Raw genomic sequence first — 26977 nt, 5'->3', positions numbered from 1 at the left:
TGTCACGAGCCGGCGCTTTACTTTGTTACCGACAGTCTACCAATAAAGGTAAGTTGCAAATAGCAGGATTAAGCGCGAGAGCCGTGTATCGTCTACAAAAAAATGCTTCAATTTTAATACAGATTTTAACTTTAGTTTTAAAACGTAATTGGTTACTATGCTTAAACACTATCTTACTGCTCTTTTTGTATTTATTATTGTTATTTCCGCGCAAGCTCAGGATAATTACGAAATACAGGTTTATGGCTCTGAAACTGTTAAAAAGGGCCATACAATGCTTGAACTTCATAGCAATTTTACCTTTGATGGAAGCAAAACCGTTGTGGATGGCGTATTGCCGACCAACCATGTCTTCCATGAGACTATTGAAATTACCCATGGCTGGACACCCTGGTTTGAAACAGGGTTTTATTTTTTTAATACCATCGGCAGCGATGGCCGAACGGCTTATGTGGGTTCACATATTCGTCCCCGGGTAGCCGTTCCGGAAAGCTGGAAATGGCCTGTTGGTGTGAGTATATCTATGGAGTTCGGGTTTCAAAAGGCACAGTATGATGCCAATACTGCGAGCCTTGAGATCAGGCCGATAGTTGACAAGAAATGGGGCGCACTGTATGTAGCTATAAATCCAACGCTTGAGCAAAGCTTCAAAGGGCCGGAACAACACAGCGGAATGATTTTTTCGCCCAATGTAAAAGCAAGTTACGATGTGTCAAAAGTAGTTGCCCTCGGGCTTGAATATTATGGTAGCACTGGTCCGTTTTTTCATTACTATCCAATCCGGGATGAAGAACATCAGTTATTTATCGCCACTGATTTAAATTTTAGTCCGAATTGGGAATTCAACGCTGGTTATGGTTTCGGGCTTACTGATGAGACAGATAAATCTATCTTTAAAGTTATTCTGGGCCGCAGGTTTTAATTTAATGTAATCTATCGCCAACCGGAAGGACATTTTGTTGTTACTACTTACCAAAAAGAGTTACATAGTTAAATTAAAAAATATGGCCGTTATCGAACCAAAACGCAGAGACGTAGAGCACCCGGAACAAATAAAAAAATATTCAGCGCCTTTACGGCTGTGGCATTGGCTAAATGCTATTGTTATAACAGGTTCATTGTTAACTGTATTGCTCAATTCGACTCTTTTAAAAGGACGCAAAAATGCAGCGTTTATAAAAGATACGCTGCATGAGGCCGGCGCATCGGTAACGGATGAACAGGCACGTTCAGTAGCGCACGAGTTGACAGACAAGGTTTGGGCATTGCATACATATTTAGGCTATACATTGGCAGCGCTGGTCATATTCAGGATCATACTTGAGTTTTTTCAGCTCGCAGACCAAAAACTGATACGCAAGATAAAAGTTGCTTACCAGGACTACCAGGTGATAAAACAGCATAGGGAATTAGCCAGGCATGAATTTTGGGTTAAAACCATATACGCCATTTTTTACCTTTTTATAATCATCATGGCGGTAACCGGCCTGTGCCTCGCCTTTGAGGACGATGTGCCTGCGCTAAAGGCCATCCACGCTATAAGGGAAGTTCATCAGTTCACCATGTACCTCATACTCACCTTTATTGCAATACATATTGCCGGCGTAATACTGGCAGAAAGAAAGGATAGCAGTGGTATTACTTCAGACATGATCAATGGCGGTAAAGCGTCATGATAAGTTTGCTGATTTTGCTAAATCAAAAGCTCCCGTGGTTATTCCGGGAGCTATAAACTGATTCCGGCTGGGCTTAAATGTTGCGCGTTAAGCTGTTAATATCTTCCTCCCAAATATCCGCTGCGGCCGATGAAGATTTTTCCCGGGTTGCAGCTGATGTATTGCCAAGTAATTTGCTTTCTGCAAGGCTTGCTGAATAGCCGTCGGGAAAAACAGGTTTAAGTCTCATTTGCGAGTCAACATAGTGCCTTAGGCTAAATCCGCCTGGCGATGTGCCCAGATCGCGAAATTCGAGCCCATTGCCACGGTTAATTGCTTGCCATATCTGCTGACTTTCCGGATCGAACCAACTGAGATAACCGCCGGGCAGCACTTCCCGGGGCTTTTTTATAGAGCCTGTGAAACTATAACGCACAGAGGCCGATGCTACCGGGTCATGGTAGTTAGGGGTTATAAAGTCTGACACGGTGATGCCGTTAATGGTGTACGCAAATTGTCCGGCTTCACAAGGGTCACAGGCTTCCAGCAAATACATTACGCGTCCCTGACCCGGTTTTAGTGAATCTGCAGCAACAGTTTGATTACCCCATGGATCAATCAACATTTCAAGCACCTCGTGGCCTGTAGATAGCACCCAGTCGTTGCCCGCTTGTATTAGTGCAAATGGCTGATTGTGTCTTTTGGAGTGATAACCGCCCGCTCCGGCCTGGTGTATATTGTCTTTTATAACAACAGGCCAGTAGCCCGTGGGCACCGATTTAAGATGTTTAAAAACGTTTATGGTTGCCTTTGTGCCCCAGATAGGAGCCACGTCCCTGCTTACCTGTTTTTGAAGTGCTGCTGCAACTTCGTTCAGGTCGTCTGCCGATACTGAGCGGCTTTGACTGATAAGTGCCAGATTTTTGGTTAACATTTTCTGCGATTTTAATGGTTTAATAATGGGGTTTGTTATTTTACCGTTGGTTATATCAACAGGTGTTATATATATCTATATAAAGATAAGAGGCGAACGCCATAACCGGCAAGAGGAAAATTCCCTTATTTCTACCGTATTTTTACGCGACTTAAACTACGATTAAATGAATATTGCCTGGATTGGTTATAGTTGGTTCTGAATATCCTTATCGGGATTGAATTGGTTGTAACCTTTAAGGCTTTAGGGGTCTACTTTTGGAACAGTTCTTCGTCTATCCTTTTCTTTTGGCGTAAATGATGCCGCATATGCATTTCTGCAAACCGGAGCCAATCAAGCGCACTGAAATAAAGCAAGCCGGGGTGGCGGGTTTTGCCTTGAGCAGAATCCAGGTTGTGATCTGCACAAAGCGCGGCTATTTCCTGCTTAATGGTGTTAAGGTCATCTTTTAAAGCTGCTATATTAAATGGCTGAAGAGGTTGACCTGCTGTAGTATTAACAATTTTAATATCAGGAAAGCCATCATTTTTAAAGATCATAATAGCATCTTCATGCATCGGTTTATCAGTATTGTCATTTGTTTTGAGGGCAAGCCTGATCTGTTCAGCAAAATAGTGCGTATCATCAATGATATGCATATAAACCTGCCCGAGCGACCATGATTTATCTGCCGGTTTTTGCAGCAGCATTGCAAGGCTGTAATGATCAACGTTATCAATCCACTGTTGTATGGTATCGTTAAACCGCTCAAAATAAAAGTTGGAATTCACTTTACTCATTGCTAATACTCGTCCTCTGTGATCTTTACCGGGCCCAGCAATCCTGATGGCGATAATTTGGAATGACTGTCGAAATAATTCCAGGTGGTAAAGCAATACCTGCCTTTGGATGGCCGTGGCTGATTCTTCAAAAACCAGTCCGGGAATTCTTTTAAATACTCACCGCTGTTGTACAGGTACATACCCGGGGCCCATTTCATATCCTGTGGTTCCTGTTCATCACCTATAAGGCGGTTAGCCCAAGTGTTGGTTACCTCTATCCGCAGTTCATTGGTAGTTTTAAGTATAGATGATGGAATGGCTATTTTCCAGGGCGCAGTCCAGATCACTCCCGCTTCTTTATCATTTATAAACACCCTGGCAATATTGTCAACCTGGCCAAGATCAATGTAAGCAATGCTGTTCAATTTGGCCAGGTCGGTGTTCGGTATTTCAAATGATTTGGTATAGACAGCGGTGCCGCTGTAATATTTAATACCTCTGTTACTATTTATGGCCCAATCGCTTAGTACGTCAAACTTAACCGGATTTTGCGGTCCGCCCCAGGCGGCATCAAACTTTACTGTCCACGGACCGCCGATGTCAGCTACCGTTTTCGCTGCGGCAAAATTCGGCTTGCGCAACAGGCCCTGCCCGGTAAGTTTTTTACGGAACACAATAAAGAAACTTTGTGCGTCGTCGAAGTTTATCTCTATGGTTGTTTTGGCGCCATTTTCGCTGAAATCCTTCAGATCGCGCATTTGGCCGGTCACCGGATCCCATAATTCCGGCTGCATACCCGAAACATTAAATGTACAAATGGCCTTCCCTGGATAATGGGATGTATTAGCTACGAAATAAAGATCGGTACCCTTTTCTTTACGATGGATACATTTTACCACCATATTGATATTACCGGGTTTCAGACTAAAATCATCAAGCGTATTGGGCACATAACGTCCCCATTGCAACACTGCAGAACAACGACGCAGGTAATAAACAAAAGCTTTGGCCGGTTTCCACCAGGTTTGCGTGCGGTCGAAATGTGTTCCCCATTGGCCCATGGTAGCGCCGGGCAGGTATTTACTGTCCCAGGGCTGGTGCACGAAACGATGTATCAAAATTTTATTTACCCCGGCGCAAAAGGCCTCATCACCAATCGGCTTTAAAAATGCGGGTGTTTCCGTCCATTTGCTATCGGCAGGCTGCCCGGTAAATGCCTCGGCCACGAGTATATTCTGGTTGGTCTTGCGCAGGCCGGCAATTACGCCATCTAACTCATAAGGAGCAAATGTGCCGTCGTGTGTCCAGAATTCACCCATAACATTGGTTACCATCGGCAGAACTTCATCAACTTTCCAGGGACCGCCGTATGCTTCGCTCAGAAATTTCAGATTAGCGGCTTTTAGTTTTTTTGCGATGATAGTAAAGTAAATGTCGCGGTATAAATCCTGAATTGTATTGTAAAAATCCTGCCTGAAGCGATCGGTTTGTTCACGGCCCTCGATTGTCCGGCCGGCAAACGTGGCCAGGTAAGGCAAAATATCATATCCCCTGCGACTGGCGAATTCTTCGCGCATCTTTGGCGTCCAGGTGGCATCGTTTTCTTCGTAGCTGTCGAAATATATGTGGTCGACTGTAGTGCCCACCAGGTCGCCCAGGTGGCTTTTCATTTGGTTTATTATATGGTCAACGTGAAAAGACACGGCTTCTGGATTCATTTTATCGCATTCAAAGCCTGATGCCTGCCATTGCGCCGGCTGCCCTTTTTCGCCAAGCAGGGTATGGCCGAAGCGATAAATTACCCACTCTCCCGGAGGCGCATCCCATTGCAGCTTTCCCGCCGGTGTCATCAAAGGCGTCAGCTCGATGATGTTTTTCTTTGACACTGTATCTCGCGCGGGCATAGCAATAATAGCTATATCTTTATAATAGGTTTTGCGCTCAGGTATCTCCGGTAGCTCGATTTTTCCGTTTTTAGGGTTGTAAGTGGGGAAACGGGCATTCGCGCGAGGATTAACCGTTGGCCGGCTCAATTCTATTTGCTGTTTCCCTTTGCCGCCGTTTATCCGCTCTTGCGACCAACACAATTGCTGCATCGACAAATCCGGTGTAATCCAGGTGCCGCCGCTGGTAGCGTACCCGGCACCGTTGAACATACCCATTTTCATGCCCAGGCGTTTGGACTCAAGCGCTGCATGTTCAATAAGCTTCCACCATGGCTCGGTCCATGCTATCACTTCGGGTGTCGGATCTTTTTCAATCGGCGCACCCCATGGATTGGTAATATCGGCCAGGCTGATGGTGGTGGTTGAGTTAAATCCCTCTTCCTTTAAGGCTTCCAAGTCCCTGGTAATGCCTGCCTTACTAACATTGGCGCCCATCCACATCCATAAAACACCAGGTTTGGCCGATTCAGGCGGGTTAACGAACAGTTGCTCAAGTGCCGACACGGCATGTTTGACCTGCGCTTTTTTTGCCTGTTGTGCGAACGATACTGAAACAACGAAAATTAGAATTGGTGACAAAGGAACACGCTTTTTTAATACGGCCATGCGAAAGGGTTTAACTATTGCATATTTAATGATTTAAATATTGAAATCCGCATGCCGGCTGCTATCAAACTAAAAAATTACAGTGCGCATAAAAAAGCAAAATTCATCACGGCTTTAAATAAAAATATCTGACCATGCTCATTGGGCTTAAGCGCAATAATCACGCTATTATCAGGACTTCAATGTTACTTTCCGAAAACTTTTCCAGATCCCAGTTGCTTTCCAAATAAAGCCCGGTAATATTCGCACCTTTGCGTGTAAACATTTGCTATGAATCGACTTGCCAAATCCACTTCGCCGTACCTTTTGCAACATGCCAATAACCCGGTCGACTGGTATCCCTGGGGAGTTGAAGCCTTGCAAAAAGCCAAAACCGAAAATAAACTGATATTGGTAAGCGTCGGCTATTCGGCCTGCCATTGGTGCCACGTAATGGAGCATGAAAGCTTCGAGGATGAAAGCATAGCCGCCTTAATGAACGAATATTTTGTGTGCATTAAGGTGGACAGGGAAGAACGGCCTGATGTGGACCAGATTTATATGAGCGCTGTGCAGCTGATGAGCGGAAGGGGGGGGTGGCCGCTTAACTGCATTTGCCTGCCCGACCAGCGGCCTATCTATGGTGGTACTTATTTTCGCAAGCAGGACTGGGCGAGTTTATTATACAGCCTGGCTGATTTTTATAATACTAAACCTGAAGAAGCCGAGGAATATGCAACGCGCCTTACTGAAGGAATTCAGCAATATGAGTCTGTTTCGTTTGTAAAAGAGAAACAAGAATATACCAAAGCGGACTTAAAGACTATTGTAGACGCCTGGAGCCGTTATTTTGATAAACGGGAGGGTGGCCTCGGTTCATCGCCAAAATTCCCGATGCCCAATAACTGGCAATGCCTGGTACGTTATGCACATTTAATGAAAGATAGGGAAATAGCGGATGCTGCCAGATTAACCTTACAGAAAATGGCATTCGGTGGTATTTATGACCATGTTGGCGGCGGTTTTGCCCGTTACTCGGTAGATGATCACTGGCATGTACCGCATTTTGAAAAGATGTTGTACGATAATGCTCAACTTATTAGCTTATATGCAGAGGCTTACGCCTGGCAGCCAGATAAACTATATGAACAAACGGTTGGAGAGATAGTTGACTTCTGCAAGCGTGAGCTGATGTCTGCTGATTATGGTTTTTACTCTGCCCTTGATGCAGACAGCGACGGTAAGGAAGGGAAATTTTATATTTTCACCAAAGCTGAGATTGAGGAAATTTTAGGCAATGAAGCTGAACTTTTCTGTATCTACTATAATATCACCGAAAAAGGTAACTGGGAGGAAGAAAGCTCCAACGTTCTATTCAGGAAAGATAGTGACGAGAGTCTGGCTGAAAAGTTAGGTCTATCGGTTGATGATTTGATCAAAGAAATAAAGGCAGCACGACGAAAAATATTTAATGTGCGGGCCTACCGGATCCGCCCTGGATTGGATAATAAGATACTCGCCTCCTGGAATGGCTTGATGCTGAAGGGGCTTTGTGACGCCTACAGAGTATTTAATAAGCCGGAATACCTCGGCATTGCCCTAAAAAATGCGAGCTTCATGTTGAATAGTTTTTTAGGGAATAATGACAGGCTGACGCGTGTTTACAATCCCGGCGAAACTGCGCAGACTGTCGCCTTTCTGGATGACTATGCGAATGTCATAGACGCGTTTATCGCTTTGTACGAGGTAACCTTTGATGAACTTTGGCTCAGGCATGCAAGAACTTTAACCGATAATGCAATAAAGCATTATTATAATGCAGAAGGCGGTATTTTTTACTTTACTGCCAATGATGATGAACAACTTATAGCCCGCAAACCGGAGATTATGGATGGCGTAATTCCGTCGTCTAACTCGGTAATGGCGCGCATTCTTAAAAAACTTGGCCTGTTATTTGACGATGAAAATTACGCGCAAATTTCAGCGCAAATGCTGCGGAACATTGTGCCGCATATGGCCAGATACGGATCCAGCTATTCAAACTGGACTATGCTGCTAATGGAAGAGGTGTTTGGAACTTATGAAATCGCTATTACCGGCAACGATTTTGAGGTCAAACGACGAGAAATTGAGAATAACTACATCCCGAACAAAATAATGTTGGGCGGTAAAAAAGGAAGTTTACCTTTGCTGCAGGGAAAGTTTGACGCTGAAACACAAATCTATATATGTAAAGACAGAACTTGCGGACTGCCGGCAACAGACACTGAACAAGCATTAAAACAGATAGAATAGTACCGATGGCAAGATCTAATCGGCGTAATTAACAAAAAATCATAAAAACACATTTATCATGAAAATTGAACCTCAACACGTGGTATCGCTTACATATGACTTGTATGTTGACCAGGATGGCTCGGAAGTATTGCAAGAAAGCGCTACCGAAGAACAGCCGCTAACATTTTTATACGGCGCAGGACAAATGCTTCCGAAATTCGAAGAAAACCTGAGCGAATTGTCGACCGAAGATAGCTATGATTTCAGCCTCTCGGCTGAAGATGCTTATGGTGAATATGACGATGAGGCGGTTGCAAATTTACCCAGGGAAATGTTTAACGAATCAGGAATTCCCGAAATTGGCAGTATATTACCTTTGCAGGATAACAACGGCAACCGTTTCCAGGGTGTTGTTGCTTCAATTGCAGAAGATGGCGTTATCGTTGATCTGAATCACCCTATGGCTGGCCGGGAACTGCATTTTAAAGGAAACATTATTAATGTCCGCCCGGCAACTCCTGAGGAATTGTCGCATGGTCACGCGCACGGCCCGGACGGACACCATCATCATTAATCGGGTCATAAGTCAATAGTCTTGAGTCGGAAGTATCGATACATTTTCGACTCAGGATTACCGGCTCAAACCATTCGGCTAGTCGACCCTCTGATAATCAATTCCGGTTTAATACTTACCGTTTTGGCAGCTATGGCATCGGCCTGTTCTTCTATTCTGTCAAAAAATAAATTCGCAACAGTTTTACCCATATCAACGCTGTACTGGTCTACGGTAGTGATAGACGGGCTGGTAATCTCTGTAAATGCCTCATTAGAATAACCGCAAATACCTAATTGCGAGGGGACTTTTATATTAAGCTGATTAGCAACCTCGAGCACACCGAGTGCGGAGAAGTCTGAGGTAGAAGCAAATATTGCGTCAGGCGCATCGTTGAAGCCAAGTAGTTTTTTTGTTGCGGCTGCGCCAAGTTCTTTTGTCCAGGCATTTTCAATAATGTAATCATCTTTTACCGGCAGGCCATGTTGCTTCAGTGCCCTTAGGTATCCGTTTTTACGTTGGCGGAAGATAGCCAGGTTTTGCGGCCCTTCAAGCAGCGCAATTTTTTTATAGCCCTGCTCAATCAAATGTCTAATTGCGTCGAACGAGGCTTGCTCATTGTCATTTATGACCTTAAGGGTATCCAAATCCTCAGCAACGCGGTCAAATTGTATCAGCTGTATGCCCTGGTCTATGACGTTTTGCAGGTGTTTGTAATTATAACTGTCTGCAGATACGGATATCACGATACACTCCACCCGTTGGTTGATCAGCGTGTTCACTGATTTTACCTCTTTTTCATTCTGTTCGTCACTTTGACAGATAATCAGGCTGTAGCCCTTCTCGTAGGCGATATTTTCTATACCGGCGATTACGTTCGCAAAAAAATTTTGGTTTATGCGCGGTACAATTACGCCAATTGTCTTGGTTTGCCCCATACGCAGGTTCGAAGCAACGGTGTTACGTTTATAATTAAGCGCCTCGGCAGTTTCCCGCACTAACTGGCGGGTAGCATCGTTTACATAACCGTTGCCGCTTAGTGCACGCGATACCATCGAAGGTGTGATCTTCAACTGCTGCGCTATGTCGTAAATGGTGACGCCCTTTTTACTGTTCATAAATCTCTGTAAAGATGACAAAATAAATTTGTGCAATCGATTGCATATAGAAAAAATTATTTAGATTAGTTGCCGCAAACAATTTATAAACTATAGGCTTTAACCCATGCTGTTATTAGGTATAGATATAGGCACTTCGTCTGTCAAGGTCTCCGTTGTTGATGCTGCTACACAAAAAGTAGTTGCTTCGGCCCAATGCCCTGATGAAGAGGCGCCAATTATTGCTGTAGAACCCGGCTGGGCCGAGCAGTCCCCAGGCAGCTGGTGGGACTATACGCAGAAGGCGATTATCCGCTGTAATCAGACCGGCAGTTATAATCCTGCTGACATAGCGGCAATAGGCATTGCCTACCAGATGCACGGGTTGGTTTTAGTTGACAAGGAGCAAAATGTACTGCGCAATAGTATTATCTGGTGCGATAGCCGGGCTGTAGAAATCGGGGATAAAGCGTTTGAAGCGATAGGGCAGGACCAATGCCTGCAACATTTGCTTAATTCTCCCGGAAATTTTACAGCGTCAAAACTGGCCTGGGTGAAAGCAAATGAGCCTGAAATTTATGCCAAAATCGACAAAGCGATGTTGCCGGGGGATTTTATTGCCATGATGTTTACCGGTGAAGCGACTACCTCTGTTTCAGCGCTGTCAGAAGGTGTGTTTTATGATTTTCAAACCCATACGCTGTCCAAAGATGTGATGGGTTACTACGGGTTTGATGAAAAACTTATTCCAGAAGTAAAGGATGTTTTTTCTTCACACGGTATTTTAAAGACTGGCATAGCGCAAAAACTGGGTTTAAAACCCGGCACGCCTGTAACTTATAAAGCAGGAGATCAGCCAAATAACGCGCTTTCTTTGAATGTGCTCAACCCGGGAGAAGTCGCTGCGACTGCCGGCACTTCCGGCGTAATTTACGGCGTAAGTGATCAATTGGCTTATGACGATCAATCCCGGGTAAATACATTTGCCCATGTAAATTATACCCCGCAGCAAGCGCGTTTAGGGGTATTGCTTTGTATAAACGGCGTCGGCAGCATGTACCGTTGGCTACAACAAGTTTTTAGTGCATCAGAAAGTTACGTGCAGATGAATGCCAAAGCTATGGAGGCGCCAGCCGGCAGCGAAGGGCTTCGCGTTTTACCATTCGGAAATGGCGCCGAACGTATGCTTAATAACAAAATAATAGGAGCCCATTTTCATAATATTGATTTGAATATTCACACCCAGGCGCATACTATAAGAGCCGTACAGGAGGGTATCGCCTTTGCCTTCAGATACGGATTAGATATTATGCGTGGGAACGGAATGACCCCATCCATTATCCGCGCCGGGAAGAACAACTTGTTTTTAAGTGAGCTGTTCACCCAAACTTTTGTGGATATTACCGGTACTACCGTAGAACTTTACAAAAACGACGGTAGTGTTGGCGCAGCCTTAGGCGCAGGAATAGGGGCGGGTATATTTAAATCGCCGCAGCAGGCATTTGAGCACATGCATGCCATACAAATAGTAGAGCCATTGGGCCGGCAATTAGAAGCTGCCTACCAGGATTGGAGAGAATTATTAGAGAGACAATTAACAAACTAATAGACTGGCTGCGAAGGCTTACAAGGTTTCAAAAATTCCGTAAGCCTTACGAGCCGGTGAAATCAAACTAAAAATCTGTGAAATCATGAATGAATTTTTTAAAGGCATAGGCCACGTCAAATACGAAGGACTACAATCAGATAACCCGCTGGCTTTTCGCTGGTATGATGAAAATAAAGTAGTTGCCGGTAAATCAATGAAAGATCATCTGCGCTTTGCCTGCGCCTACTGGCATTCATTCTGCGGTAACGGCGCCGACCCATTTGGCGAACCTACTCATATATTCCCATGGAATAAAAAGGCGGACGCTGTTGAGCGCGCTAAAGACAAAATGGACGCTGCATTTGAATTTATTACCAAAATGGGTATTCATTATTATTGCTTTCATGATGTAGACGTGGTTGATTATACGAACGATGTAAATGAAAACGAACGCCGTTTGCAAGCGCTGGTTGATTATGCTAAACAAAAACAAGCCGACACCGGCGTTAAGCTGCTTTGGGGAACGGCAAACCTGTTCAGCAACCGCCGGTATATGAATGGAGCTGCTACCAATCCGGATTTTCATGTTTTGACACATGCGGCCGCTCAGGTAAAAGCGGCATTAGACGCCACCATAGCCCTTGGCGGCGAGAACTATGTTTTCTGGGGAGGACGTGAGGGCTACATGAGCCTTTTGAACACAAACATGAAACGTGAGCAGGAACATTTGGCAAGATTTCTTCACACTGCCAAAGATTATGCCCGCAAACAAGGTTTTAAAGGGACATTCTTCATTGAACCTAAACCATGCGAACCAACCAAGCATCAATATGATTATGACGCCGCCACCGTACTTGGCTTTTTACAGAGATACGATTTGATGAACGACTTTAAACTGAACCTCGAAGTTAACCACGCCACTTTGGCCGGTCATACTTTCCAGCATGAGCTGCAGGTGGCAGCTGACGCAGGCTTATTAGGTTCGATAGATGCTAATCGTGGCGACAGCCAGAACGGCTGGGACACCGATCAGTTCCCGAACGATATTAATGAGGTAACCGAAATTATGATGATAATACTGGAAGCCGGTGGTTTTCAGGGCGGTGGCATCAACTTCGATGCTAAGATACGCCGCAACTCAACAGATCCGGCCGATTTGTTTTACGCACACATTGGTGGTATGGATACATTTGCCCGTGCGTTAATCACCGCCGACAATATCCTGCAAAAATCGGAATACCTTAAGCTGCGTAAAGACCGTTATGCATCATTCGACAGTGGTAAAGGTAAGGAATTTGAAGAGGGCAAGCTGTCGCTTGAAGCTCTGCGGGCGTACGCAGTTGAGCATGGCGAACCTTCGGTTACAAGCGGCAAACAAGAATATCTTGAAAATTTGATAAATAGATATATATAGTTTATAATTGTCAAACCAACAAATAAAACTAACTAAACTAAACTATGAGCTTGAAATCCCTTTCTTCCGGCGACTGGGCCGTTTTTCTTGTCTACTTTGTAATTGTTTCCCTTTACGGCTGGTGGGTATACAAGCGAAAAAATAAAAGCGATGGCACTTCAAAAGGTTACTTTTTGGCTGAAGGTTCACTAACCTGGTGGGCTATTGGCGCCTCCTTAATCGCTTCAAATATTTCTGCGGAGCAGATGGTTGGGATGAGCGGATCAGGCTTTAAAATGGGTTTAGCTATCAGTACGTACGAGTGGATGGCTGCGGCTACATTGGTTATTGTAGCCGTATTTTTTATTCCGGTTTATCTTAAAAATAAGATAGCTACTATGCCGCAGTTCCTTCACCAGCGCTATAACGGTACCGTGGCCATGATAATGGCCATTTTCTGGTTGATGCTCTATATTGTGGTGAATCTTATGTCAATCCTTTACCTGGGGGGGGTAGCAATCGCCGGTATCTCGGGCCTTGACCTGAAACTTGTAATCTTCTTGTTAGCTGTATTCTCAATAATTATCACACTGGGCGGTATGAAGGTTATCGGCTATACCGATGTAATACAGGTGTTTTTCCTGGTACTGGGCGGCCTGGCTGCTACTTATATCGCGCTCCATTTAATAAGCGAGAAATCCGGCACAACCGGCCTCTGGAATGGTTTTAAGTTGCTGCGTGCTGACGCCAGCGACCACTTCCAGATGATATTCCATAAAGGGAACGCCAATTACCTCGATCTGCCCGGTCTGTCGGTGCTCATTGGCGGTATGTGGATTACTAACTTAAATTACTGGGGATGTAACCAATACATCACACAAAGGGCGCTGGGGGCTGATTTGAAAACAGCCCGTTCGGGTATTCTTTTCGCGGCATTCCTTAAGTTACTAATGCCCGTGATTGTGGTGTTACCGGGTATAGCAGCTTACGTACTTTATCAAAAGGGTATGTTTCACCAGGAAATGCTAAGTTCAAAGGGCGTTTTAGATGTGAATAAAGCCTACCCATCTATACTTAATTTGTTGCCAAACTACCTGAAAGGATTATCATTTGCAGCCCTTACAGCAGCAATTGTGGCCTCTTTGGCGGGCAAAGCCAATAGTATTGCTACAATATTTACACTAGATATTTACAAAAAAGCAATAAATACCAGAGCGTCTGAGAAAAACCTGGTTAATACCGGTAAAGTTGCTGTTGTGGTTTCTATGATATTGGGCGTTTTGCTCTCATTTGTAATCGGCGATTTGCTGATGGGCGAAGGTAAGCAGGGCTTTCAGTATATCCAGGAATACACAGGATTCGTATCGCCGGGTATATTTGCCATGTTTATTTTAGGTTTTTTCTGGAAGAAGGCGACATCAAATGCTGCGCTATTCGCTACCATAGGCGGTTTAGGGTTTGCGATAGTATTTAAGTTCCTGCCTTACTGGACGAATCTTTCATGGTTGTCGCCATTCGGTTTTTCGAAGCTTAATGGCGATGGCGTTTATGAAATTCCATTCCTTGACAGGATGGGTTTTGTTTTCATTATTTGCCTTGTTGGTATGTATGTCATATCAATGATTGAAAATGCCCGGGGAGTGAAGACGACCGGATTAGAAGTTGATGTAAATATGTTTAAGACTAACAGAAGCTTTGCTATAGGCGCCATCGTAGTTGCCGTTATTCTTACGTTTTTGTATACATTTTTCTGGTAATAAGTTATTTAAGAACAAAAAAGAGCGTCGGGTTTACTATTCCGACGCTCTTTCTCATTTGAGGGATTTCTTTATACCTGGTTTTGAAAAGCGTTAACTGATTGCCAGTGGCCGTCCTAGCATTGCCCGATAATCGCCATTCAAATCACCAATTCCGCAATAACATCAAGAAGCTGTCAATTCAGCCAGATAAACCTGGTGAACAGGCTGCAGCCTGCAACGGTTATCGGATCATTAACCATTAATTAATAGAAATCCAGACTTCCATCATTGTTAACTGAACAATGGATAAAAATTCTTGATAATATCGGGATACGGTTAAGGGTTGCCGGAGAAAATTGCTTATCTTCTTCGTTAAAAAAGTCTAGCCCAAAGTTGAAGGTTTGCTTATAATTATAAACCCTTGAGATCAGGTGTACTTTGTAGTCGGCAAGCCTTCCTCCCGGACTGATCAGGAGCTCAACTACGGCGTCGATATAGTCTACATTTATGCCTTCTGTTTCAAATGGCAGGCGGAAGGCCGTTATGTAGGGAATGAGCCCATAATAATTGCCGCCTATTTTAATGGGCCGGGTAAGCCTGTCGCCAGCTTTAATTTGTGAATCGAAAGCAAAGCTTATATCGGTATCTGTGTCCAAGGGCGCTTCATAAATAAATTCCGTTTTATCGAAATCATATTTTTGCATCAGTTTACCCTCATCATCATAAAAATTCCAAAGGCCAGTTTTTCGCCCCTTGTTATAATTACCCTCTGCCACCAGCGTCCTGCGTTTGTAATAAGCTTTGTATGGTCCGACTCTAACATCCTCGTTACCTTTAACAACCTTGTATCGCTCCAAAACCTCGTTTGACAGCCATTTGCGCTTGTTAATGGTATCTTGCCCAAAGCAAACAGTTATATAAAAAAGACTAATAAATAAAAAAGTGACAGATTTCAAAACATCAGGTTTTGCGCAATATAAAGCATGTATAGCCAAAATCAAAACTAAAAAAGCTAGTTATGATAGATAGCTGGCCAGCCTGTTTTCTGCCATCAGTATTAACTATGTCGTCAGCCAAATTTTAGCCTGCTATCTGATAATAATCTTGCATTAAACCGGGCTTCTCATGCAGTTGTGGCTTGAGGTGTGTGCATGATTATTAAATACCATTCACCTAATATATAGGCCTCATTATGCAACTTAATCTTATCTCATAAATTAAAAATCATTGAAAACGAAACACTTTAGGGTGTTACTGCCGTATTAATACGCATGAAAGGTTTTTTTATAATCTTATCATTACTCATCACGGTCAAACTGTTTGCAGCTCAAAAAGCTGCTTACAGTGATTCTGCTGCAATAAATACGCAACGGTTATTTACCCGTATTGATAATTTAAACAACACCGCTTACCGTATTTACCTTAACTCGCCCGACTCGGCGCGCAGATTAGCCGAGGCGGCCCTGCTGCTTTCTGAAAAAAACAATTACTTATTGGGTAAGGGTCGCAGCTATTACAATATAGGGCTTATTTACTGGTCGCAATCTTATTATACTATCAGCCTTTTTTATCTCAATTCAGCGCTAAATAACTTGCCAAAGCATAGTAATTTATACTTATCTGACTGTTTCAATGCCCTGGGCCGTACCTATGCCGATCTGGGCAACTATAACCGGGCGCTAATAAATTTAAATAAATCGCTTGGGCTTGCAGGTAATGACATTGGAAGGCTTGCTGAAGTGTTCAGTGAAAAATCATACGTGTATTGTGCTCTTAAAAACTACCCGCAGGCTATAGCTGATGCCCTGCATGCGTTGGCCCTGCATTCAGGTATAAAAGCAACCGGCGATATTGCTATACTGAATGCGCGCCTCGCAGGCATATATAAAAGTAAGGGCGATTTGAAAAAAGCACTTTATTACGATAATATTGCTTTAAAAATGAGCCGGGTTATAGGCAATAAACGCTTACGGGCAAAAATTTATGTTGAATACGCAATTATAAATAATAGCTTGAATAAATATAACGAAGCGATTAATTACGCTCAAAAGGGTATAGCGCTAGCCGATAGTATCGGTTTGATTGATGCCCAGAAAGACGGATTTAAATCACTCGTCCGCAGTTTCGAAGCAAAGAACGACTTAAAACAAGCGCTTGCTTATCAAAAGAGGTATAGTTCTTTAAATGATAGTATCAGTAATGCATCAAAGCTAAAAACTGCAAAGCTTATAGAAAATTATCATGACCTCAGTGCTAAGATAAGTGGCATTAAACTGATGGAAGTAAGCGACCGGGAGAACAAAGCCAAAATAAAAGCTCAAACCAACCTGATAATATTTCTTTCTGCATCGTTGGTTGTTTTGATCGCCCTATTATTTGTCACCTGGTACCTTTACAAACAAAAGAAACTGCTCAGCACTAAACTTGAACAGCAGCATAAGGCATTGCTGGACCAAAAAGTGCTGATAGAGGCACAGACTGTCAATCTTCAATCTGTCAATGGTTTGAAGGATAAACTGCTGGCTGTTATTGGTCACGATCTCCGTACTCCGGTTGCTAATATGAGCAACATCATTGAACTGTTTAACGATGAATACCTTAGCGCGACTGAAATTAGTGACCTGATGAGAGAAATAAGGCCGATTATTAAGGGCGCGGAATTAACCCTTTCGAACCTGACGGAATGGGCCGGCAGTCAAATTAAGGGCAAAAATGTGAATTCAATCAATATTGATGTTTTTCTGTTAGGGGTCGAAATGGAACAAACCTTTACACATCACCTGCAGCAAAAAAATATTGAGTTTATTAATAGTGCCTTTCCCGGGCAATCGGTGCTGGCCGATGAAAATCATATTAAAGTTATACTGCGCAATCTTATAAGTAATGCCATTAAGTTTACAAATAATAGCGGCAGAATCACTCTCTCCACAGCAATGGAGGACAATTCCATTATAGTAAGTGTAACCGACACCGGTAAAGGCATGAGCCCCGAAGAAGTCGAAAAGCTATTTTCATTAAATACGCATTTTTCAAACTCCGGTACATCTGGCGAGCGCGGCACTGGTATCGGCTTGCTGTTATGTAAAGAACTAGTGGAGCTGAATGGCGGAAAATTGTCTGTTTCTTCGGCCATTAGCAAAGGCAGTACATTTTATTTCAACTTGCCGCTGGTTGGCGCTTATGCATAAAATTGTCCGATAAGACAGAGGCCGACACAGAAATTGGTCAACAGGATATATTCAATGCATGGCGTGGATCGCTTAGCAAGGCCTTTTCAACTCCCCGGTCATTCACCAAGTAATTTCTTTTTTTGCGCATTAAATTCCGCTTGTGTTAATGCGCCGGAATCTAAAAGTTTTTTCAACTTCAAAATTTCATCCGCAACGCTGCCGCCTGTCGTCCCCGTGCTAGTTGAACCTGCACATGGTGTTACCTCACAAGCCGCAATCGCTTCGGCAATCCACACATCATAGGTTCCAATTCCGCCCGCTTTTACGGTAAAAACCACTTTGTCTGAACCGGTAACCTGTGAGGCGGTTTTGATTTTCCGGATAACAGCGGTGCTCATCGAAAAATCTTTTCGGACGTTCATGCCGTTGCCATTTGGCCTGGGCGGAAAAAACGGTGGAGGGGTGACTTGTATATATTTAAAATTGCCATCGGATGTGGAACCCATGCCGATTTTGAGTGTATCGCCAACATGGTAAGTCCTGCCATTAGCCGCTTTGTATTCTTTCAAATTTTGAGCAAGCAACAGGGATGGCATAAGATATATCATTAATATCAACAGCTTTTTCATTATAAAATATTTAGGTTTATGGCTCTAAGTTTTCTTTTTCGATTATTTCATCTGTTAACAGTAAAATCCACATTATGTTTAGACAGGACTGGCACATCAGGTATTAAAAAGTATGGTGGCTTGCAACTAATTGATTTTTAGGGCGTCTTCCCTAAATAAATACTCGGACAGTTAATCATGTATATTCTAATAAATAGAATCGCAGCGGACGCCGAATTAGAGGCGTATAACTTGTTAGACACTACCTGGAAGTAAGGATATCACTGAGTTAGAACCTAAAATTATGACAAATCCTATTTCATCCTTGTCGCCGGGCAAAAGGGTACAATCCGTCGACCTGCTGCGCGGCGCGGTAATGGTTTTAATGGCCATCGACCATGTGCGCGTTTACTCAGGCCTGCCTTCAGGCTCCCCTGAGCCTCCTTTGTTTTTTACACGATGGGTTACTCATTTTTGTGTGCCCGCGTTCGTGTTTTTAGCAGGTACCAGCGCGTTCTTATATGGTAAAAAAATAAACGACAGACGGGCGCTCTCACGCTTTTTACTTACGCGCGGACTTTTGCTGATAGTGCTTGAATTGACCTTAATCAGGCTTTTCTGGACATTCAATCTCAATTTTGGACAATTTATGCTGGCGGGCGTTATTTGGATGCTGGGCTGGTGTATGGTACTAATGTCGGTCTTGGTGCATCTGCCGTTTAAGGTTATTTGGATATCGGGTCTGTTGATGATCGTTATTCAGCAGGTTTTTGCCAGAGTGCCTTATTTGCTACCAGAGTCGTCGCGCGCACATTTTAGCTGGATTTGGGAGTTTATCTATTCGTCAGGATTTGATGGTCCGCCGGGCATAGCTATTTTATATGTTGTAGTGCCCTGGGTAGGCGTAATGATGGCCGGCTACGGATTCGGGCAGCTCTTAATGATTGAGCAGGCCAAAAAGCGAGTGCTTTGTATACGGATGGGGCTTGCCGCTATCGCGTTGTTTGTAGTTGCCGGTGTGCTGCTTATTTATTTTGGCCCTGCATATAAAGGAAATATGCCATTCCTTTTCAGACTGTTAGGCCAACAAAAGTATCCGCCATCGCAGCTTTATCTGCTAATGACGCTTGGTCCGCTGATAGCCCTGATTCCTTTTGCTGAGAAAATAAAGGGCTGGTTTGCGGGCGTATTGATAACTTTTGGGCGGGTGCCGTTTTTTTATTACATCTTACATATTCTACTGATACACCTGGCTGCATTAATAGTAAATATCATTAGAACCGGCAATCCTCACGAGGAATGGTATAGCACTGCACCGTTTACAGAATTGCCTGATGCGGGGCGGTGGAACTTGCCTGTGTTGTACCTCGTCTTCGTTATTTTGGAAGTGATATTATATTTAGTATGCAGGCAATGCGCAGGATATAAAGCTAGTCACCCGGAAAAGAAATGGCTTAAATATATCTGACATGAACGCACAAAAACGAATTCCCGAAAATGAAAATACTGCGGCCCTGCGAGCTGTTATAGGCGGTGATGAGCCGCTGGTGCGCGCGAATAGAAAAGGGCATAAGAAGGTGGCTGATTTATTGGAAGAGCACGGAGCTCATGAATAAGAGAGCACGGAGCTCATGAATAAGTTGGGTAACTAAGATACTAATTTAAGCAGACCATCCCGGCGGATGCTCCTGAATTGAGGGCTATTGTTACTATCCTCTGTAACAATATTATCTAAACCACCCAAAAATTCACTATTGTTAAAAAAGTATTACACCATTTGCAAATGGATTTTTAACTTAGTAAACCAATTTCTCACCTATTTAGCCCCAAGTTCAAAATGAAACAAAAGATATGTTCTTTGTCTATTACCCTTGTGGTTATAGTTTGTTTTAGCCGGAATGCTCTTTCACAATCAATTGGAATTTTCGACGGACAAAGTGATGTGGGCGTGGTAAAGCATAAAGGAACTGGTACGTATGATGCCAAACTACAGCAGTATACGCTGACGGGCTCAGGGTCCAACATTTGGGCAAAAGCCGATGGTTTTCATTTTGTATGGAAGAAGATGAAGGGAGATTTTATATTGCGCACCAATGCGGCCCTGATCGGCAAAGGTGTGGAAGAGCATCGCAAGGTTGGCTTTATGGTGCGTTCTTCGCTTGACTCTACATCAAAACAGGTTAACGTTGTTGTACACGGTGATGGCCTTACTTCATTACAATTCCGAAAAGAGACAGGCGGCATAACTGATGAAAAAAAATCAACCGTAACCCACGCTGACGTTATCCAACTGGAAAGACATGGTAATAGATATATTATGTCTGTTGCACGCAAAGGCGATCTATTTACAGAGGACGCTGTAAGTGATGTCGATTTGGGAGATGATGTTTATGTGGGAATATTCATCTGCTCACACAACGCGAATGTAGTCGAAAAAGGGGTGTTTACGAATACAAGGATTGTTGTGCCTGCACCGGCAACGCTGGTCCCTTACAAGCAATATCTTGGCAGCAATATCGAGATACTGGATGTTACCACTCAAAATAGTACTATTATCTATCAATCGCCGAAATCATTACAGGCGCCAAATTGGATGCTGGATGGTAGGCACCTGCTTTATAACAGTGAAGGTCTGCTCTATAAATTTGACCTGAAAACAAACACGCCAACCGTATTCAACACAGGCTCGGTAAATAACAATAATAACGATCACGTATTGTCATTCGACGGGAAATGGATTACTATCAGCAGCAGTGTGGACAAAAGTGGTCCTTCGATAGGGTGGGTAGTGCCAGCCACGGGCGGCGAACCACGCAGAATTACAGTGACCGGGCCGTCATATATGCATGGCTGGTCTCCCGATGGTAAATGGCTGGTGTTTTGCGGATCGCGCAATAATGAATATGATGTTTACCGGATACCCGCGGCCGGCGGCGCAGAAGAACGGCTGACCAACACGCCGGGTCTTGACGATGGCCCTGAATATTCCCCAGATGGTAAATACATTTATTTTAATTCGGTACGCAGCGGCTTGATGCAGATATGGCGCATGAAAGCCGATGGCACCGAGCAAACCCAGTTGACCAACGATGATTATAACAATTGGTTTCCGCATATCTCGCCTGACGGTAAGTGGATAGAATATATTACCTTCCTGAAAAGTGAAGTTGCACCCGGCGACCATCCTTTTTATAAACATGTTTATTTAAGAATAATGCCGGTTGGCGGGGGGCCATCAAGAGTTATTGCTTACTTGTATGGCGGCCAGGGTACCATTAACACCCCATCGTGGTCGCCTGACAGCAAACACCTGGCTTTTGTAAGCAACACCAATTTATTATTCCCGGTATTTCCAACAGCAACTAATTAAAACCTATACATATTATGGATTCATCACGCAGAAATTTTATAAAGAACAGTGCCCTTGTTGTCGCCGGTGCTGCCATCATGCCCAACGCATTATTTGCCGAATCGAAAAAACTGACAAGGTTGGGTATCCAGCTTTACAGCGTACGCGATGCGATGGGTAAAGACCCAATGGGCACACTCAAAAAGTTGTCGGCAGGCGAGGTTAAACACGTAGAACATGCCAATTACATTAACCGTAAATTTTATGGTTACAGCGCTAAAGAATTTAAAAAGATATTAAACGACCTGGGCATGCTGATGCCGAGCGGGCATACCGTTATGACTGCAAAAGACTGGGATGCATCAAAAAATGACTTTACCGATAAATGGAAGTATACGGTAGAAGACGCAGCCGAAGTTGGCCAGCGTTATGTGATAAGCCCCTGGCTGGATGAAAGTCTGCGTACAGATATGGATGGCCTGAAACGCTTTATGGAGCAGTTTAATAAATGCGGCGAACTATGTAAATCCCATGGAATGAAATTTGGTTATCATAACCACGACTTTGAATTCAGCACCAGGGTAGGTGACAGTAACCTGTTTGATTACATCTTGAAAAACACCGATCCCGAGCTGGTTGTACAACAACTGGATACCGGCAACATGGCAGGTGTACCTGGTGGCGATCCTCTTGAGCTGCTTGCCAAATACCCCGGCCGTTTTGAGCTTATGCACGTAAAGGATGAAATTAAGGCTACGGGCAACGGCGAAATGGGCCACGGTTACGAGAGTACCATTATTGGGCAAGGGATAATGCCTATGAAAGAAATATTGAAAACTGCCCGCAAAACCGGCGGAACCTCGCAATTTATCATAGAGCAGGAGTCGTACCAGGGTAAAGACCCGGTGGATTGTGTAATAATTGATTTACAAACGATGAAAAAGTGGGGATATTAACTTTTGATTTATATCTTCCCCATTCATTTAGACAAAAATATACAAGATAATGATAAAAGCTTCGTTTTAAATTTAACCAATAGGCAACCCTGGGTTAAATTTAAAGCGAAGTTATTTTGCATTTGACAGGAATAAATGTTAATTATACAGGATTTTTTTGCGCAACCAATTTTAGCTTAAATGAACAGGCGTACCATACTCAAAAATCTGGCTTTGGTAATAGGTGGCTCAGTGTTATTGCCTTCGTGCCTGCATAGCGATGGTACTAGCTATGTGCAGCTAAAACACGTGCAGATTAATGAAGATCAGCAAAAACTCATGGCCGATGTTGCGGAGACCATCATCCCAAAAACAAATACACCCGGTGCGAAGGAATTAGGCCTGCCTGCTTTTACCTTAAAAATGATTGATGACTGCTTTAATAAAAAGGAGCAGGAGGCTTTTGTTGCAGGTTTAGTAGCTTTTCAAAACAAAATTAAAAAGGAACACGGCAAGGATTTTGGCTGGTTGGACGTCAAACAGCGTGAAGCAATATTACTAGCTATTGAAAAGGCTGCGCAGAATGCAAAGCCAGGCGCCCATCCCGACCCAGTAACTAATTTTTTCTCGATTATTAAGGGACAGACCACATTTGGCTATACTACTTCGCAGTATTTCATGACGAAGGAGATTCCTTACGAATTAGTTCCCGGAAGATATATCGTTCATCATCCCGTTAGCAAACTAAAACTGAAGACTGCATAGCATGGCTAACTTAAATACCGACAGCGTTAAACAATGTACTTTTGATGCCATAGTTATCGGCTCGGGCATAAGCGGGGGATGGGCAGCTAAGGAATTGACTGGTCATGGTTTAAAGACACTGGTATTGGAGCGCGGCCGTGATGTGAAACACGTTAAAGACTATCCAACCACCAACATGATGCCCTGGGAATTTGAGCATCATGGACAATTGCCATCGTCAGTTATGGAGGCAAATCCGATAGTGGGGCGATGCTATGCCTTCGGCGAAGATTCCCAGCATTTTTTTGTTAAGGATAAGGAGCATCCATATATCCAGAAAAAACCTTTTGACTGGATAAGGGGATACCAGGTTGGAGGTAAATCGTTACTTTGGGCCAGGCAAACCCAGCGATGGAGCGACTTTGATTTTGAAGGTCCTGCACGAGACGGTTTTGCTGTAGACTGGCCTATCCGCTACAAAGATATAGCGCCATGGTATAGCTATGTAGAAAAGTTCGCAGGTATCGCCGGTAATAAAGATGGTATCCCGCAATTGCCTGACGGCGAATTTTTGCCTGGCTTCCCGTTAAACGATGTTGAGCGATATTTTAGCGACCACCTGAAGAAAAACTACAAAGATCGCCATGTAATAAGTGCCCGCTGTGCACATCTGTCAAAGCCCAATCAAATACATATAGACCAGGGCCGCACCCAATGTCAGAACCGTGACCTTTGCCAGCGGGGCTGTCCGTTCGGTGGCTATTTCAGCAGTAATGCATCCACTATTCCATGGGCGGAAAAATCGGGCAACATGACATTGAGGCCGCATTCGGTAGTGCAGTCTATCATTTACGACGAAAATAAGGGTAAGGCTACTGGTGTGCGCATAGTTGATACCAATACTAAGGAAAGCAAAGAATATTTTGCAAAAATCATATTCGTAAACGCCTCTGCGTTAAATACTAGCCTGGTTTTATTGAACTCCACTTCGCACCGCTTCCCCAACGGATTTGGTAATGACAGTGGCGTGCTGGGCAAGTTTGTAGCTTTCCATAATTATTCAGCCAACATTGGCGCTGAATATGATGGTTTCAAAGAATGGACTACCGATGGCCGTTCGCCTACAAGCGGCTATATACCACGTTTCAGAAACCTGTATAAACAGGAAACCGACTTTTTGCGCGGGTATGCCTGTACTTTTGGTGGCTACCGGTATCAGCAGCATAAATATGAGGGTGTCGGCGCAAGTCTTAAAGAAGGTTTGGTAAAGGGCGACCTTAGTCCATGGTACGTAGGTGCACAGTTTATGGGCGAAACCATACCGAAGGCTACTAATCAGGTAAGCCTTGACACTAAATTGAAAGACGATTGGGGTGTGCCACTGTTAAATGTCTCGGTAGATTATGACGATAACGATAATAAAATGCGAAAGGATTTTATAGAGCAGCTGACGGAAATGCTTACTTCGGCGGGCTTTAAAAATATTCGTCCCTCAACCGATCACCGTGCACCGGGGCTCGACATACATGAAATGGGTGGCGCCCGTATGGGTAAAGATCCCAAAACGTCGATACTTAATGAATGGAATCAGGTACATGCCTGTAAGAACGTTTTTGTTACAGATGGAGCGTGCATGACATCGACATCGTGTCAGAATCCGTCGCTTACTTACATGGCTATAACCGCCCGTGCGGCAAACCATGCGGTTGATGAATTAAAGAGAGGAAATTTAGGCTGATTTGACGAGTTTTCAGGCTGTTTTTGTTATCCAAACGCTTAAACAAATTCGCTGAAAAACGGCTTTTTTGATGGGTTTTACCCATTATTGTGTTAAAAAAACACATTGAAATATTTGTAAGGCCATATTTTGTTTATACATTTAGCCATTGACCAATTTAAACGAATTTATTTCACCTTTTATTAACTAAATATATGTCTGAAAACACTTATGACGCCATTGTCATTGGTTCGGGAATCTCGGGCGGATGGGCTGCTAAGGAACTAACTGAAAAAGGCCTTAAGACCATCATGCTTGAGCGTGGACGCGACATTGTGCATGTGAAGGATTATGTGAACGCGAATAAGGACCCATGGGATTTCCCGCACAGGGGCGGCCGTACACAGCAAATGATTAAGGATTACCCCGTTTTAAAACGTGATTATCCGCTTAACGAAACGAACCTCGACTACTGGGCGAGCGATAAGGATAGTCCGTACACGGAAATAAAACGATTTGACTGGTTCAGAGGATACCACGTGGGGGGGCGTTCTCTTATGTGGGGCAGGCAATCATACCGGTGGGCAGACGTGGATTTTGAAGCTAATTTAAAAGACGGTATCGCCGTTGACTGGCCGATCCGTTATAAAGATATAGCGCCGTGGTATAGTTATGTAGAGAAGTTCGCAGGTATATCAGGCAACAGAGATCATTTAGCCATACTGCCCGACGGCGAATTTATGCCTCCGATGCAGATGAATGTTGTTGAAAAGGATGTGGCTAAACGCATGATGGAACATTATAAAAATCAGCGTGCAATGATTATCGGGCGTACTGCGAATATAACCGAGCCTTTGCAGGCGCGCACCAATTGCCAATACCGCAATAAATGCTGGTTAGGCTGTCCGTTTGGAGCGTATTTCAGCACGCAGTCTTCTACTTTGCCTGCCGCGACAGCTACCGGAAACCTAACGGTAAGACCGTGGTCGATTGTGACACGCATTCTTTATGATAAAGACACCAAAAAGGCCAAAGGAGTAGAAGTGCTCGACGCACAGAATATGAAGACTTACGAGTATTACGCCAAGATAATCTTCCTGAATGCATCTGCATTAAACAGTGCCTGGATTTTGATGAACTCGGCAACAGATATTTGGCCTGACGGCTTAGGCAGCAGCAGTGGTGAATTGGGTCATAACGTGATGGACCATCATCTTGGCGTTGGTGCAGGCGGAACGGTTGAAGGCTACGAGGATAAATACTACTTCGGCCGCAGGGCTAACGGTATTTATATACCACGCTATCGCAATCTTAATGGTGAAAAACGCGATTATATCCGTGGCTTTGGCTACCAGGGCGCAGCTGGTCGCGAAAACTGGAGCCGTGATATTGCAGAGATGAATATCGGCGGTGCATTTAAGGATGCGCTGACGGAACCCGGCGCATGGACCATGGGTATTGGCGGTTTCGGTGAGACATTGCCTTATCATGAAAACAAGATCACTCTTGACAAGACACGCAAAGACAAGTGGGGATTGAACATATTGGCATTTGACGTTGAGGTAAAAGATAACGAAAGAAAAATGCGCAAAGATATGGCTGAAGATGCGAAGGAAATGCTGGAAGCTGCCGGTGTGAAAAATGTACATACCTTCGACAGTGAACCGGTACTTGGTCGCGGCATTCACGAGATGGGAACTGCTCGTATGGGACGCGACCCTAAGACTTCAGTATTGAACGAGTGGAACCAGGTTTGGGATGCTAAGAACGTATTTGTAACTGATGGAGCCTGCATGACCTCGACTGCATGTCAGAACCCGTCATTAACTTATATGGCATTGACTGCACGTGCGGCAAATCACGCTGTAGAGGAACTGAAAAAAGGTAATGTATAACGTCTATTTTTAATTTATAAAGAACAAAACA

At 43.9% G+C, this 26977-nt stretch carries 21 protein-coding genes; 15 read left to right on the top strand and 6 right to left on the bottom strand.

Translation table 11 applies throughout. From position 1 onward, the window contains the following. The first annotated feature begins 157 nt into the window (after positions 1 to 157). The gene (locus Q3W13_RS19150; RefSeq protein WP_302866526.1) at positions 158 to 922 is read left to right on the top strand and encodes a hypothetical protein; all 765 of its coding nucleotides are present in this window, start codon (positions 158 to 160) and stop codon (positions 920 to 922) included. Positions 923 to 1004: 82 nt separating this feature from the next. Further along, entirely contained in the window at positions 1005 to 1676 is a 672-nt protein-coding gene (locus Q3W13_RS19145; protein WP_302866525.1) for a cytochrome b/b6 domain-containing protein, read from the top strand. Positions 1677 to 1749: 73 nt separating this feature from the next. Here the strand turns inward: Q3W13_RS19145 and Q3W13_RS19140 are convergent, their stop codons facing one another. From Q3W13_RS19140 to Q3W13_RS19130, 3 genes are all read right to left on the bottom strand, one after another. Then, positions 1750 to 2589, bottom strand: a complete 840-nt coding sequence (locus Q3W13_RS19140; RefSeq protein ID WP_302866524.1) for a hypothetical protein — start codon at positions 2587 to 2589, stop codon at positions 1750 to 1752. Between the two features lie 251 nt (positions 2590 to 2840). Beyond that, a complete protein-coding gene (locus Q3W13_RS19135) occupies positions 2841 to 3368 on the bottom strand; it encodes a DinB family protein (protein WP_302866523.1) in 528 nt (175 codons plus the stop codon). Positions 3369 to 3370: 2 nt separating this feature from the next. Continuing rightward, the gene (locus Q3W13_RS19130) at positions 3371 to 5902 is read right to left on the bottom strand and encodes a glycosyl hydrolase (RefSeq protein ID WP_302866522.1); all 2532 of its coding nucleotides are present in this window, start codon (positions 5900 to 5902) and stop codon (positions 3371 to 3373) included. Between the two features lie 270 nt (positions 5903 to 6172). Between Q3W13_RS19130 and Q3W13_RS19125 the strand changes: the two genes are divergently transcribed. Together Q3W13_RS19125 and Q3W13_RS19120 are read left to right on the top strand one after the other, a co-directional pair. Further along, the gene (locus Q3W13_RS19125) at positions 6173 to 8176 is read left to right on the top strand and encodes a thioredoxin domain-containing protein (RefSeq protein WP_302866521.1); all 2004 of its coding nucleotides are present in this window, start codon (positions 6173 to 6175) and stop codon (positions 8174 to 8176) included. A 58-nt stretch (positions 8177 to 8234) separates the two neighbouring features. Next, positions 8235 to 8732: a peptidylprolyl isomerase gene (locus tag Q3W13_RS19120; RefSeq protein ID WP_302866520.1), complete on the top strand. Its 498-nt coding sequence runs from the start codon at positions 8235 to 8237 to the stop codon at positions 8730 to 8732. 65 nt (positions 8733 to 8797) lie between these two features. Here Q3W13_RS19120 and Q3W13_RS19115 read toward each other — a convergent pair whose 3' ends face one another. Then, positions 8798 to 9829 carry a LacI family DNA-binding transcriptional regulator gene (locus tag Q3W13_RS19115; protein WP_302866519.1) on the bottom strand — a complete coding sequence of 344 codons (1032 nt, stop codon included), beginning with the start codon at positions 9827 to 9829 and terminating at the stop codon, positions 8798 to 8800. A 106-nt stretch (positions 9830 to 9935) separates the two neighbouring features. Here Q3W13_RS19115 and Q3W13_RS19110 point away from each other — a divergent pair, with 106 nt between their 5' ends. The 3 genes from Q3W13_RS19110 (at position 9936) to Q3W13_RS19100 (ending at position 14546) form a co-directional block, all read left to right on the top strand. Continuing rightward, entirely contained in the window at positions 9936 to 11414 is a 1479-nt protein-coding gene (locus tag Q3W13_RS19110; RefSeq protein ID WP_302866518.1) for a xylulokinase, read from the top strand. Between the two features lie 85 nt (positions 11415 to 11499). Beyond that, positions 11500 to 12810, top strand: a complete 1311-nt coding sequence (gene xylA, locus Q3W13_RS19105) for a xylose isomerase (protein ID WP_302866517.1) — start codon at positions 11500 to 11502, stop codon at positions 12808 to 12810. Positions 12811 to 12854: 44 nt separating this feature from the next. Continuing rightward, positions 12855 to 14546 (top strand): sodium/solute symporter, encoded by a 1692-nt coding sequence (locus tag Q3W13_RS19100; RefSeq protein WP_302866516.1) that lies wholly within the window; start codon positions 12855 to 12857, stop codon positions 14544 to 14546. A gap of 245 nt (positions 14547 to 14791) precedes the next feature. Here Q3W13_RS19100 and Q3W13_RS19095 read toward each other — a convergent pair whose 3' ends face one another. After that, positions 14792 to 15484: a toxin-antitoxin system YwqK family antitoxin gene (locus Q3W13_RS19095; protein WP_302866515.1), complete on the bottom strand. Its 693-nt coding sequence runs from the start codon at positions 15482 to 15484 to the stop codon at positions 14792 to 14794. Positions 15485 to 15799: 315 nt separating this feature from the next. On the opposite strand from Q3W13_RS19095, the gene Q3W13_RS19090 reads away from it, so the two are divergent. Then, complete coding sequence (locus tag Q3W13_RS19090; RefSeq protein WP_302866514.1) at positions 15800 to 17716, top strand: ATP-binding protein; 1917 nt, start codon at positions 15800 to 15802, stop codon at positions 17714 to 17716. A 98-nt stretch (positions 17717 to 17814) separates the two neighbouring features. Here the strand turns inward: Q3W13_RS19090 and Q3W13_RS19085 are convergent, their stop codons facing one another. Then, positions 17815 to 18327: an SHOCT domain-containing protein gene (locus Q3W13_RS19085; protein WP_302866513.1), complete on the bottom strand. Its 513-nt coding sequence runs from the start codon at positions 18325 to 18327 to the stop codon at positions 17815 to 17817. 283 nt (positions 18328 to 18610) lie between these two features. On the opposite strand from Q3W13_RS19085, the gene Q3W13_RS19080 reads away from it, so the two are divergent. The 7 genes from Q3W13_RS19080 to Q3W13_RS19050 all read left to right on the top strand — a co-directional run bounded on the left by Q3W13_RS19080 (position 18611) and on the right by Q3W13_RS19050 (position 26946). Continuing rightward, positions 18611 to 19774, top strand: coding sequence for a DUF1624 domain-containing protein (locus Q3W13_RS19080; RefSeq protein ID WP_302866512.1), 1164 nt, complete (start codon positions 18611 to 18613; stop codon positions 19772 to 19774). Between the two features lies 1 nt (position 19775). Continuing rightward, the gene (locus tag Q3W13_RS19075) at positions 19776 to 19922 is read left to right on the top strand and encodes a hypothetical protein (RefSeq protein WP_302866511.1); all 147 of its coding nucleotides are present in this window, start codon (positions 19776 to 19778) and stop codon (positions 19920 to 19922) included. A 221-nt stretch (positions 19923 to 20143) separates the two neighbouring features. Further along, on the top strand, positions 20144 to 21676 hold the full coding sequence (locus tag Q3W13_RS19070; protein ID WP_302866510.1) for a hypothetical protein: 1533 nt from the start codon (positions 20144 to 20146) through the stop codon (positions 21674 to 21676). 14 nt (positions 21677 to 21690) lie between these two features. Continuing rightward, a complete protein-coding gene (locus Q3W13_RS19065; RefSeq protein ID WP_302866509.1) occupies positions 21691 to 22611 on the top strand; it encodes a sugar phosphate isomerase/epimerase in 921 nt (306 codons plus the stop codon). Positions 22612 to 22791: 180 nt separating this feature from the next. Continuing rightward, positions 22792 to 23355: a gluconate 2-dehydrogenase subunit 3 family protein gene (locus Q3W13_RS19060; RefSeq protein ID WP_302866507.1), complete on the top strand. Its 564-nt coding sequence runs from the start codon at positions 22792 to 22794 to the stop codon at positions 23353 to 23355. Position 23356: 1 nt separating this feature from the next. Next, on the top strand, positions 23357 to 25072 hold the full coding sequence (locus Q3W13_RS19055; RefSeq protein ID WP_302866505.1) for a GMC oxidoreductase: 1716 nt from the start codon (positions 23357 to 23359) through the stop codon (positions 25070 to 25072). Positions 25073 to 25266: 194 nt separating this feature from the next. Then, positions 25267 to 26946 carry a GMC oxidoreductase gene (locus Q3W13_RS19050; RefSeq protein ID WP_302866503.1) on the top strand — a complete coding sequence of 560 codons (1680 nt, stop codon included), beginning with the start codon at positions 25267 to 25269 and terminating at the stop codon, positions 26944 to 26946. Positions 26947 to 26977: the final 31 nt, after the last annotated feature.

The sequence above is a fragment of the Mucilaginibacter sp. L3T2-6 genome (genome assembly GCF_030519355.1).
GTDB lineage: Bacteria > Bacteroidota > Bacteroidia > Sphingobacteriales > Sphingobacteriaceae > Mucilaginibacter.
Note: the sequence above shows the minus strand (reverse complement) of the source record. Positions and strands in the feature narration are given on the sequence as shown.